9 protein-coding genes and 1 pseudogene are annotated in these 12675 nt (G+C 29.8%); 3 read left to right on the top strand and 7 right to left on the bottom strand.

Features of this window, described 5'->3' with window-relative positions; all coding sequences use genetic code 11:
* Together ACKTSW_RS10770 and ACKTSW_RS10765 are read left to right on the top strand one after the other, a co-directional pair.
* A complete protein-coding gene (locus tag ACKTSW_RS10770; protein WP_408025270.1) occupies nt 1-1953 on the top strand; it encodes a putative porin in 1953 nt (650 codons plus the stop codon).
* A 1-nt stretch (nt 1954) separates the two neighbouring features.
* Complete coding sequence (locus ACKTSW_RS10765) at nt 1955-2206, top strand: hypothetical protein (RefSeq protein WP_408025269.1); 252 nt, start codon at nt 1955-1957, stop codon at nt 2204-2206.
* A gap of 11 nt (nt 2207-2217) precedes the next feature.
* Here the strand turns inward: ACKTSW_RS10765 and ACKTSW_RS10760 are convergent.
* The 4 genes and pseudogenes from ACKTSW_RS10760 to ACKTSW_RS10745 all read right to left on the bottom strand — a co-directional run.
* Nucleotides 2218-2496 (bottom strand): annotated as a pseudogene (locus tag ACKTSW_RS10760) (GNAT family N-acetyltransferase); the annotation flags it as partial.
* 174 nt (nt 2497-2670) lie between these two features.
* Nucleotides 2671-4137 carry a Na+/H+ antiporter NhaC family protein gene (locus tag ACKTSW_RS10755; RefSeq protein ID WP_408025268.1) on the bottom strand — a complete coding sequence of 489 codons (1467 nt, stop codon included), beginning with the start codon at nt 4135-4137 and terminating at the stop codon, nt 2671-2673.
* A 71-nt stretch (nt 4138-4208) separates the two neighbouring features.
* Nucleotides 4209-4847: a MarC family protein gene (locus ACKTSW_RS10750; RefSeq protein WP_408025267.1), complete on the bottom strand. Its 639-nt coding sequence runs from the start codon at nt 4845-4847 to the stop codon at nt 4209-4211.
* A gap of 9 nt (nt 4848-4856) precedes the next feature.
* Entirely contained in the window at nt 4857-6056 is a 1200-nt protein-coding gene (locus ACKTSW_RS10745) for an aminotransferase class I/II-fold pyridoxal phosphate-dependent enzyme (protein ID WP_408025266.1), read from the bottom strand.
* Between the two features lie 163 nt (nt 6057-6219).
* Here ACKTSW_RS10745 and ACKTSW_RS10740 point away from each other — a divergent pair, with 163 nt between their 5' ends.
* A complete protein-coding gene (locus ACKTSW_RS10740; protein WP_408025265.1) occupies nt 6220-6678 on the top strand; it encodes an Lrp/AsnC family transcriptional regulator in 459 nt (152 codons plus the stop codon).
* Nucleotides 6679-6694: 16 nt separating this feature from the next.
* Here ACKTSW_RS10740 and ACKTSW_RS10735 read toward each other — a convergent pair whose 3' ends face one another.
* From ACKTSW_RS10735 to ACKTSW_RS10725, 3 genes are read right to left on the bottom strand one after another with little or no spacing between them, the layout of a single operon-like run.
* Nucleotides 6695-8647 (bottom strand): DUF3857 domain-containing protein, encoded by a 1953-nt coding sequence (locus ACKTSW_RS10735; RefSeq protein WP_408025264.1) that lies wholly within the window; start codon nt 8645-8647, stop codon nt 6695-6697.
* On the bottom strand, nt 8647-10656 hold the full coding sequence (locus tag ACKTSW_RS10730) for a transglutaminase domain-containing protein (protein WP_408025263.1): 2010 nt from the start codon (nt 10654-10656) through the stop codon (nt 8647-8649). Before ACKTSW_RS10730 ends, ACKTSW_RS10735 begins: the two co-directional genes overlap by 1 nt.
* Nucleotides 10657-10663: 7 nt before the next feature.
* A complete protein-coding gene (locus tag ACKTSW_RS10725; protein ID WP_408025262.1) occupies nt 10664-12670 on the bottom strand; it encodes a transglutaminase domain-containing protein in 2007 nt (668 codons plus the stop codon).
* Nucleotides 12671-12675: the final 5 nt, after the last annotated feature.

Genomic DNA, 12675 nt, shown 5'->3' with positions numbered 1-12675 from the left:
ATGAAGAAAAATATTTTAGTACTTTTTTGTTTGATAAGTGTCCAAGTAATTTTTTCTCAGATTAGAAATGTTGATGGAAGTTTTGGGAAGATTCCTAGAAGGGGAGTAGATTCGCTACCTGATAACGAAATTAATGTAAAACTTAGTGGGAAAACTAAATATACTGATTATAAAATTATATCACACAAAAACGATACTACGATTGTTGATACTACGCTCACCATACAAAAAGAATACAAATTTAATTTTTTAAGAAAAGATAATTTTGAATTATTAGCGTTTCATAATCAAGGGCAGACGTTTAATAATTTAGGGTACGATTTTACAAAGATTTCTCAGTTTCCAGATATAGGTTATAAAGCAAAGTTGTTTAATTACTTTCATATAGAAGACATTAATTATTACCAAGTACCTACACCTACTACAGAAATTATGTATAGAACAGGATTGGAGCAAGGTCAGGTTCTAGATGCACTTTTTACAACAAATTTTTCAAAACGATTTAATGTAGCATTAGCATATAAGGGAATTAGATCTCTTGGAAAGTATAGGCGTTCTTTAGCTAGTACAGGAAATTTTAGATTGAGTTTCAGGTACGAAAGTCCAAAAGGACAATATGCTATTAGAGGTCATGCTGTGAATCAAGATTTTTTTCATCAAGAAAATGGAGGGATTACTCCTACCGCTTTGGAAGCATTTATAAATGATGATCCTAATTTTAGTGGTAATAGAGCAAGAATGGATATTAACTTGAATAATGCAGAAAATACTTTAGATGCCAAAAGATTGTATTTTGAACACACTTTTAAACTATTATCTTCAAAAGATACGGTGAATCAAAAAGATTTTTCAAACTTAAAACTTGGGCATTCATTTACTAGAGATTCTAAGTTTTATCGTTTTAATCAAGGATCAGCAACTACAAGTGTTTTTGGGGAGTCAAATACCTCAGTAGGCATTAATGATAAGACAACATATTTACTTTACGATAATCAGTTTTTTTTAGATTTTAATTCAAAATATGTATTAGGAAAGTTTCGTGTAAAAACAGCCTTATCTAGTTATACTTATGGGTATGATAACTTACAAAATAATACTGTTGGAATTACAAAAAACAAGTTAAAAGGAAAAGCTATTTCGTTTGGAGCAGATTGGAATGGTAGAATTGGTAATTTTTATGTGAATGCTTCAGGCATCTTAACGCCTGGGAGTGGACGACTATCAGGTAATAATTTTAAAGGTGAAGCATTCTATAAAAAAGACAGTGTTTTTACAGTAAAAGCTAGAGTAGGGATAAGTAACAAATCACCTAATTTTAATTTTCTATTACATCAAAGTAGTTATGATAGTTATAACTGGGAAAATAATTTTGCTCAAATTGGTACTAGAACATTAGGAGGAGTTATAGACTCTAAATGGGGAAATGCTTCGTTAGATATAACAAACATTAGTAATTATACGTATTTTAATGATAATAGTACACCTGAGCAATTTTTGGGAGATGTAAACTATTTAAAAGCAAAAGTTTCTAAAGAATTTACCTTTGGTAAATTTGCTTTGGATAACACTTTAATGTATCAAAAAGTAGCGAATGGAAACAGTGTTTTTAGAGTGCCCGAATTTGTAACAAGAAACACACTTTATTATACAGATGAATGGTTTAAAGGAAAACCTTTATTAGTACAAATAGGTGCTACATTTAAATATTTTACAAAATATAAAGCGAATGCGTATAACCCTTTGTTGGCTGAGTTTACTTTACAGAATGATACAGAAATAGGATACCCAACCGTTGATTTGTTTTTTAATGCACGTGTAAGAAGAACTCGAATATATTTTAAGGCAGATAATATTAGTTCTTTTGTGTTAAAAAAGAATTATTTTTCAGCACCAAACTATCCATATAGAGATTTTGTAATTCGTTTTGGGGTAGTATGGAACTGGTTTATATAATATGAAGGAGAAATTACGACAAAACTGGAAGTTGTTTTTAATAGCAAGTTTAACTTTAGGTTTAGCGCCTTTTAGACCTCCACATATTGTAGGGAAGTTAAAATGGATAGCTGGAGGGAATGCATTTTCAGGAGAACACGCAATGCAATTTATGGATTGGTTTGATGTATTTTTGCACGGAACCCCTTGGGTACTTTTAATAGTGTCAATTTTGTTACATGTTTTCAATAAAATAAAACTCCATTTCAGGTAAAAAACGCCTTTTATACTACTCTCTCGCTTACCAATTACTTCGAATCCATGTTTCAAATAAAAAGCTTCTGAGTTTGGGTCTGATAAAACATTTAATACAGCACAAGAACCACTTATACAAGATTTTTTTGCGTGCTCGAGTAATTTAGAGCCAATCCTTTGTTTTATAAATTTAGGAGAAACAAATAAAAACTCTAAAAAACTAGTTCTGATATTTGCTCGATATAAGACATAAAATCCAGCTATTTCATCGTTAACTAGATATTTGTTAATATTACAATCATTAAACATTTTTGGGGTTACCGTTAAGTCAGCTTTCCACTTTTCCATTTGATTTTTGGAATACCCCCCCAGTAAGCTTTAGAGTTTAAAGCAATTTTAGTTAGTAATTCAACATCTTGTAGTTGAGCTTTTACAATCACAAAAAAAACAGCCTCATTGTTAAGTGAGGCTTTATATATATTGTTATTTAGAAGCTAATTGTTTTATTTTAATTCTAAAAGCAGCAAATAGTAATGTTGTAAATGGGCTTAGGTAATTAAAGAAAGCATATAAAGCATATTCGCCAACACCAACTCCTAGTACACTAGATTGATATGCACCACAGGTATTCCATGGAATTAAAACAGAGGTAACTGTACCAGAATCTTCTAAAGTTCTACTTAAGTTCTCAGGAGCTAGCCCCTTGTCTTCATAAGCTTGTTTAAACATTTTTCCAGGAATAACAATTGCTAAATATTGATCAGAAGCTACAATATTTAAACCCAAACAACTTACTACAGTACTAGCAAATAAACCGAAGACAGAAGAGGCTATAGATAGTAAAGCTTTAGTTATTTTAGCTAAAGCTCCAATAGCATCCATTATACCACCAAATACCATTGCACATATAATTAAAAAGATAGTCCAAAGCATACCGTTCATACCTCCAGAGCTAAATAGTTCGGTTAGTTTTTCATTATCTGTTTTAATTTGAGTATCTGATAAAATAGCATTTATAATTGACTCAAGCTTTGTTTCAGCCAACCCAATTAATACATTGTGTTGAAAAGTGAAAGCAAAAATTGCAGCTAAAACTACCCCTGTACCTAGTGCTATTAAAGGTTTTGTTTTTAGTAAAATCATAACAATTACTACAAAAGGTACTATAAATAACAAAGGAGTAATGTTAAAAGATTTATTAATAGAGGATAATAAATTACTAATATCTGCGCTTCCAGTAGTATCTGTAGTTCCGCTTAGAATGGTAAATATTATTAAGGTTACTATGATTGTAGGAACGGTTGTGTACGCCATGTACTTTATGTGTGTGAATAAATCAGTACCTGCCATGGCTGGAGCCAAGTTGGTAGTATCTGAAAGGGGAGACATTTTATCTCCAAAGTAAGCACCTGAAATTACTGCACCAGCAATCATTCCAGAAGGAATACCTAATGCACTACCTATACCAACCAAAGCAATACCAACAGTTGCTGATGTGGTCCAAGAACTACCTGTAGCTATTGATATAATAGCTGCAATAATTACAGAAGCAGGTAAAAATATAGCAGGACTTAAAACCTGTAAACCGTAATAAACCATTGCGGGAATAATTCCACTAATAAGCCAAGTACCAGCCAAAGCTCCAACTAAAAATAAAATTAAAACAGGAATAAAGACACTTTTCCAGTTTTCCCAAATCTCTAAAACCATTCTTTTAACTGAAACCTTATTTAAAAAACCGACGCCAGCTGCAATTCCACCACCTATTAGTAAAATATATTGATTTGAGTAGTCTCCTAACCAAGCACCATTAGCACAGAAAATATTATACGCAAGTAATCCCATTAAAATAACAACTGGAACTAGAGCTTCCCATATATTTAACTCAGTATTTTCAATTATTTTTTGATTTTCTATTTCAATTTCAGATAAATTTTTGTCGTCTTGCATGTGTGGTAATTTTTTCGGCTTGTAATGTTACGATTTTGTAAAGAATTACACAAATGTAATCCGTTCAGAATCTACTTACTGCTTAACATATCAATGATAATAGGTTTAAGACCACTAAAGAAAAATTCAACTGCAATTACCATAACTATAAGTCCCATTAACCTCATCATAACATTTATACCCGTTTGACCTAGTATTTTAATGATTTTAGAGGAGCTATATAAGATTAAATAGGTTACTATAATTACCAAAAAGGCAGCAATGATTAATGCTAATTTCATTTCAATAGAATTGGCATCTTCCATCATTACAATAGCATTGGTTAAGGCTCCTGGACCACAAATCATAGGTATAGCTAATGGAGTAACAGAGATATCGTTAACATACGTTTTAACCTCAGAGCTACTCAATTTTACTTTTCCTAATCTTGCTTGAAGCATGTCCATTCCCATTAAAAAGAAAATTACTCCACCAACAACTCTAAAGCTGTTTACAGAAATTCCGAAGAAATTAAATAATAACTGGCCTGAAAAGGCAAAAATTAAGATGGTTATAAAACTAACTATAGAGGCTTTTCTAGCTGTTTGATTTCTGCTCTCTTTGTCTAAATCAGCAGTCATCGTCATAAAAATAGGCATGGTGCCTAAAGGGTTGATGAGCGTGAAAAATGAGGTAAAAGACAAAATACCAAAAGAAATTATTTCGTTCATAGTTCTAAATTATAGTACGCCTACTTCTTTTATGCAAGTTTTCATCATTTGATAGGTACGCTCTATGTCGTTATCTAATCCAATAGAGAAACGAATTAGCCCATTGGTGAGCCCCATTTCTTTTTGTTCTTCTAAAGGAATTTCTGATGATGTTGAAGTTCCTGGGGCAGAGAATAAGGTTTTATAAAAACCTAAACTAACAGCTAAATATCCTAAATTTCTTTCTTGCATTAATTCCATCAAGGCATTTGCTTTTTCTAAAGAGCCAGCATCAATGGTTAACATTCCTCCAAAACCATATTCTTCATTCATCATCGATTTGAAAACTTCATGGGAAGGATGTGATTTTAATCCAGGATATACGGTTTTTAATCCGTCAGCTTCAAACTTTTTAGCCAAATAACTTGCATTTTTACTGTGTTGTTTTATACGAATATGAAGAGTTCGCATGTTTTTTAAAATAGAAGCAGAGCGCATAGAATCCATGGATGTACCAAGTAACATACTAGCACCATCAATTACACTTTTTTGAGAGTTGATAAATTCTTTAGATCCACAGACAACTCCCCCCATAGTATCAGAAGACCCATTTATAAATTTAGTTAAACTATGAAGTACTAGATCAGCCCCTAATTGAGCGGGTGAAATTGATAACGGAGAAAAGGTATTATCTACGACTAATTGTAAATTATGTTTCTTAACTAACATTGATAGTGCTTTGATATCAGCAACTTCTAATAAAGGATTGCTAACCGTTTCACAGTAAATCATTTTGGTGTTTTTAGTAATTGCTGCTTCAACTACATCTAATTTTGTAATATCTATAAAGGAAGTTTCGATACCCATTCTAGGGGTAAAATTCTTTAAGAAAGCATAAGTTCCTCCATAAATAGTTCTGCTTGATACAATATGGTCTCCGGCTCCACAAATTTGTAAAATAGTAGGAGTAATGGCTCCCATACCAGAGCTAGCAACGTTTGCCGTTTCAGTACCTTCCATAGCAGCTAAAGCTTCAGATAGGTACAGGTTTGAAGGAGATGAGTGACGAGAATATAAATAGCAACCATCTGTATTTCCCTCAAAAGTATCAAACATAGTTTTTGCTGATAAAAAAGTATAAGTAGAAGAGTCAGATATTGATGGGTTTACTCCACCAAATTCTCCAAAGTATTGTAGGTCTTGAATGTTGTTTGCGGGTTTAAATTTCATGATAACTCGAATTAATTGTTAATAGACCTCTAAAATCATTTTTTTTGGTTAAAAAATCAAGATAAAACATTTATTATAGATTTTTATACTATATATGTGTACTTTTGTGGTTTTTATAACATTAATAGTGTAGGTTTAATTAAGTAAGTAGATTTTTTTTCAGATGAAATTAGATAAAATTGATAAGAAGTTATTAGAATTACTTCAGGTAGATAGTAAACAAACTACAAAACAACTATCATTACAATTAGGATTGTCAGTAACTGCTGTTTATGAGAGAATAAAGAAATTAGAAAAAGAGAAAGTTATCAAACAATATGTTGCTTTAGTAAATAAAAATAAAATTGAAAAATCATTTTTAGTTTTTTGTCATGTTCAACTAGAAAAACACAATAAAGACTATATAGCGGTATTTGAAAAAGAAGTTAATAGGTTAGAAGAGGTAACCGAATGTTTTCATGTGAGTGGTGATTATGATTACATTTTAAAGATTTATGTGAAAGATATGGATGCTTATCGAGATTTTATAGTAAATAAACTTACTGCCCTAAAACATGTTGGTAGTACTCATAGTATTTTTACCATTGGAGAAGTAAAAAACTCTATAGCAATAGCATTATAGATAAAAAAGCGAGTAATTAATTACTCGCTTTTTCTATTTCAATAAATACGTCTTGAGATTTTATTATTTGATTGTAAAATTCTTTTAAATAATGATACTCTTCACTAGTGTAAATTCTTTTGTTTAAATTCACTTTTGAGTACACACTAATTGTATTGTTTAAGTATTTAAAATTAACTATAAAATTACCTCCTTTATTAGGTAAACTCAGATGTCTTTTTTCGGGTAAACTTTGTGCAATATACCCTTCAGGTAATTTTAAGGAAAGCATATAGGTATAACTCCTAGGATAGCCATAATCTACTGGATATTCCCTTTCATTTAGTTTAAAAGGATTTTTTGTAAAACGTTCTATTAAAAAAGGGTTTAACCTAAGTTTAGTATCAAAGTTTAAATTATCTGAAGTTATAGTATAAATTTGATGCAGTATGTTTTCTTTGTTATTTAAGTTCTGATGGTCCAAACTTTCTACTTCAAGATTCGGATGTTCAGATTCAAAGTTTTCAATATAGGTTTCAAGACTCTGAGTATTTAAATTTTCTCTATCATTTACAGCAAAAAAACCATCAGTAGAAACCATTAAACTTCCTTGTAATCCATTATCTTTATTTAACGATAGTTGAGCTTTGATACTTTTATAGGTTTTTCTGTTTAATTTTATAGTTTCCCAATAACTTCCTTTTTTAAAATCCATAACCCTACCATCACCATTTAATGATTCACTTCTAACTAACCCAAAAGAGAGCTGTTTGTTAGTAGCATCTAGGAAATAAGTTTTGTTATTGATAATAGCTTTTACTAGTAAGTAATTAAAGTCATCAATAACAGGATACAGTTTTGTAGGTATTTCTTTATTTCTTGTAGAAGAAAGAACTAAATAACTTTCAATATTTACTGCTTTTAATGAATTGTATAGAGATAAGTTAATATCAAAAATATTTCCTGTCTTATTGTCGAAAGCTTCTTTAATTCTAACTTTTTTTGAAGGCCAATATTTTTCATTCCACGTAAAGTGGTTTTGAATAAAGGTATACATTTTTTTTGCTCTCTCTAAATCATTTTTAATTGAAATTAGATTAGGAGGTAAATGTTTTTTAAAAAAGCCTTTTTTTGAAGTTTGGTTATCTAGAAAATCATGTTTTAAACTTTTATCTGCATCTTTCCATGTTTTTGTGTACCTGTCAATACCTCCTTTTGGGTTTTGAAAAGACTCTAATTCAAAAGATAGTTTAGACATAAAGTTTTCTTTGCTTAGCATATAGTCTTCTTCTTTAAAAGCAGAAATATCATCCATTCCGTAGTCTAAAATCAAACAAGCACCATCACCAAGCCCAGGAATATAAACACATCCTTTTTTTACTGAAGCATTGTTTTTATTAAGTTTTTGAAAACCAACCACCCTTATATTATACTTCCAATTACCAAGAATAGCAGCGGTGAAATCACTCTTAACTTTGGGGATATCAGATTGAAAATTCCAATCGTCTATTTTAGAGTAAGGAGACGTTACAGAATATGTATATTCTATGACACTCCCTTTTTTTATATTTGGTAATGTAAATATAATTTCTTTCCATTTTCCATATAAATCTTTGGTGTAAACTTGGCTGTTTATTAAATGATTTTTAATGATTTTATTGCTTTTAGAAATGTTATAGGTAATCCCTTTGATAGAATGCACTACTTCTTCTCCATAGAAAGGAATTTTTACGGTAGCTTTATCTACTCCTTCATTTTTAAGGATCTTTACTTTAAAATAAAAATCGGTGGTTTTTTTATAATCTTTGTTTTCATCTATGTAGTAGTTGGCATGTTCGTATAGAACTACTGCATTTGCAGTTGTATCTTTTTCATAACTAACCATTTTTAGTTCTTTAATACTAATTTTCCCAACTGTTGTAGATCTCTTTTTTTGAGAGTAACCGTTTAAAAAAATAAGACTAGTTAAAGCTAAGAGTATATTTCTCATTATTTTTTTATTAATACTATTTTTTCTGTTTGTTTTTGTACTAATTGCGTGTAAAACTCTTTGATAGTTGGATAATAACTTGGAGAAATAATACTTGAATTAAATTGAGTTACAGACAATAAGCTTATTTTATTGTCTTTAGTAAGAATTTTGTATTTAAACACACCTATGTTTTCGGGTAAACTAATTGCTAACTCTTTAGGGTATGATTCAATAATATATCCATCAGGGATAGATATAGAAACTGAAAAATTATTTTGCCAAGGCATACCAAAATCAATAGGAAATTTTCTTTCTTCCGATTTAAAAGGGTTTTCTTTAGTAGCCAAGAAAAAAGCAGGATTGAAATACAATTTATTGTTAATTTCTTCAATGAAATCTTCACCTGTAAACTTAATTGTTTGCATTATTGGTTTATTGATTTTTTTTGTGTTAAGAACTTTAAAAGTTTCAATTTCAATACCAAGTTTTTCTTCTGTAGAGGTAATAATATCTTCCTCTTTTTTAACATTATTTTTTTGGCGATAAAACATCGCTGAATGTCCTGTGAGAGACTTTCTAAATATTCCAGTTACACCTCCCAATTCATCAATTTTTACAAATAGACTATTAGTTTCTTTAGTTAAAGAAGAGGGGGTAAGTTTAACCTGTTTTGATTCTCCATTTTTTAAAACTTCTCTACCGTACCAGTTTAAAGCTCTAATAGGAAGGGTGTTAGGAGTAGTGTATATCTCGGTTGCGTCTAATAAAATATATTTTCCATCAGAAAAATTTACTTTAGAAATTACGTAATTAAATCCATCTAATGTAGGAAATAAAGGAATTCCGTTATTCCTAGTACTTACTAAAACTGGATTTGTATCAAGACCAGCGTTTCTTAGCATTGATGTAAGTATTAAGTTAATTTCAGCAGCATTACCAACCCCTTCTTTATATGCTTTTTTAACCCCTTTGTCTGTATATTTAGCATAATAAGTATTCCATTTTATTTTAGTCTTAACGAATTGAAATATTAATGCTGTTTTTTCATAATCATTTTTAGCGTAGCTTAAGATATTTTGCAAGTCTTTTTTATAATAACTACTTTTTTCTAATTCACTACCAAAGTTTGATGATTTATATATTGTCTTACAAACACTATTCCATGACCCAGTGTAGTTGCTATACTTGGTGTTAGGAAATTTGATGCTAGAAAGTTCAAATTCTAAGCCAGCTCTGTAATTATTAATATTGCCACAGTAAGGTTCTGTATCTTTTAAAGAGGGTAAGTTTTCTTCATTAATTTCGATGCTACTTTCTAGCAAATTTACCTTTTCATTATATCTGCTTGTTGTAGCACAAGTAGTGCAATTTTTTTGCCTATATGAATAATTTATAATTCTATTCTTGTTTGATTTTTGAAGACTTATTGGATAATATCCTTTTTGGTAGCTTTTAAAAGTAAAATACTCGGGGATATTAACCTTAATGCTGATTTTTTTTACAGGAATATTTTCTTGTATTGTGATTTTATCGATATACTGGTAATAAGGAGATTTTTTTTGATATGTTAAATCTATTATAACTCCCTCTTTTATACCAGGCATAGTTATTTTTTTTATACTCCAGTAATCGGTTTTTTCCTCTTCAAAAACTTCTTTTTTAGAAAGTTTTAGTTTACTTACTTCTCCTTTTTCGTCTATAAAAAAAGTATAGGCCTTTAAATTTGTAACTTTCTCATCTTTTCCCCCTCTATTAAACAGTTTAATAGTTTTGTTTGCGTAATCAAAACCCTTTTTATTGTAAATTTTAATTCTTTCATGAACTTTTGTTATTAAGTACCAACCTTCACTACCTGTAAACTCATATGAAACATCTTTACTTTTATACAAATAAGCAGCATCGGCTGTAGAGTCTAAAGGATAGAGTTTTTCTTTTAATTCTTTTGTTGAAATTTTTCCAAATACCACATCCTGTGCTTTACTGTTGAATGAAAAACACATAGTTAAAATAAATAATAAGTATTTCATTATAGCTCTATTCTCTAATTAATACTATTTTCTCTGTTTGCTTTTCTACAACTTTACTATAAAAGTCTTTTAAAGCTGAGTAGTATTCTGGTATAATAACAGATTTGTTAAACTGTAAAACAGATAGGACTTTAATTTTATTACCAACTTGTGAAATTTGATATTTAAATAACCCTAATTTCTCAGGTAAACCAATGGCTAAAGTTTCTGGCAAAGATTCTACTTTATAATCTGTAGGAATTTGTATAGAAATAGAGTTTTTGTATTTTAATGGTGAAGCAAAATCTACAGGAAATTTTCGATCATTTATTTTAAAAGGATTTTCCCTTTCTGTTAAAAATAATAAAGGTTCTATATATATTTTATTATTAACTTCTTCGATTAAATCCTCACTTGAAAACTTCACATCCCTGTTAACTGGAGTACCTAAATCTTGAATATTAGAAATTTTAAAATTTTCAATTTCTATATTGTTATTTTCTTCAAAGTTTGTTTTTAACGCTTCTTCTTCAACGTTATTATTTTTTTTTCTAAACTTCAATGCTTTATGGTTAAAGAATTTTGTTCTAACAAACCCTTCAACGGTTAAATCTTCAGTAACTTTAGCCATTAAAATATTATCTACAGTAGCATGTTTTGATGGAGCTAGCTTAACCCATGTAGAGCCTCCATTTTCAGCAACAACTCTACCATTCCAATTTAGCGCTCTTGTAGGTAAAATATTAGGGAGGCTATATGGTTCAGAAGCATCTAACAAAATATACTTGTTGTCTGAAAACTTAACCATTGTTATAACATAGTTAAAACCACTTAATGTAGGGGATAAAGGGGTTCCATTTGCCCTAGTACTCACTAAAACAGGGTAAGCGTTTAGGCCTGCATAACGTAACATAGAGGTAAGCATTAAGTTAATTTCTGCAATATTACCAGTACCTTCTTTATAGGCTCTTTTAACGCCTTTTTCTACATATTTTCCATAGTAGTTATTCCATTTTACTTTTTCTTTTACAAAATGAAAAATACTAGCTACTTTTTCATAGTTATTTGCAGCGCTATTTATTAAAGGATCAATATCATTTTCAAAATATCCCGTTTTCTCTAGTTCACTTCCAAAATTAGGAGATTTGTATATTTGTTTAGAAACATCTTCCCAAGAACTTGAGTAAAACTTCATTGTTGAGTTAGGAAATTTTGTCGAAGCTAATTCATATTCAATACCACCTCTGTAGTTTTCAATATTAGAAATATAAGGTTCCGTATCTTTTAAGGCAGGTATATTTTCAGCTTCGTAAACATCTACGTTGTTTTTATAATCCACTCTTGAACTTCCAACTTCTACCCTAAGATTTTGAGAATTACTGTACTTTTTAAAGGAGGTAATAGATTTGCTTTTTGTTGAAGTTTTTACAGGAATTAAAAAATAACCTTTTTGTTTTTTTGTAAACGTATAATACTCTGGAATTTCAATAGAACAATAAAAAGATTTTACAGGAATACCAAATTGATAATCTATTTCATCTATTACATGAGTATAAGGAGAGGTTATTTTATATTCTAAATCAATAACAGCCCCTTCTTTTATATTAGGAAACGTAATTTTTTTCAGGCTTTTATATTTCGATAGCTTTTCGTCAAAAATTGAAGATTTTGATAGCTTTTGTCTTTCTATCTTGCCGTTTTCTAATGTAAAAGTATATCCTTTTACAGAGTTTATTTTGTCTTTACTTCCAGAATCTGGTTTGTAATATATAATTGATCTAGTGGCATTTTCAAAGCCTTCTTTTGTGTAAATCTTTATTCTTTCATGTATTTCATTTACAATTTCAAATCCTCTTTTTTCAGAAAAAGTATAATATGTTTTTCGGGTTAGATTTAAATAAGCAGCATCGGCTGTAGAGTCTAAAGGATATAATTTTTCTTTTAGCTCTTCTTTAGATACTTTACCGAATTTTATTTCTTGGGCATTTAAATTATAGGCAAAGATTAGAGCTAGGATAAGTAATGCTTTTTTCATAGTTT

This window comes from Tenacibaculum sediminilitoris, from assembly GCF_964513795.1.
Lineage (GTDB): Bacteria > Bacteroidota > Bacteroidia > Flavobacteriales > Flavobacteriaceae > Polaribacter > Polaribacter sediminilitoris.
This window is presented reverse-complemented; position numbering and strand designations above follow the sequence as displayed.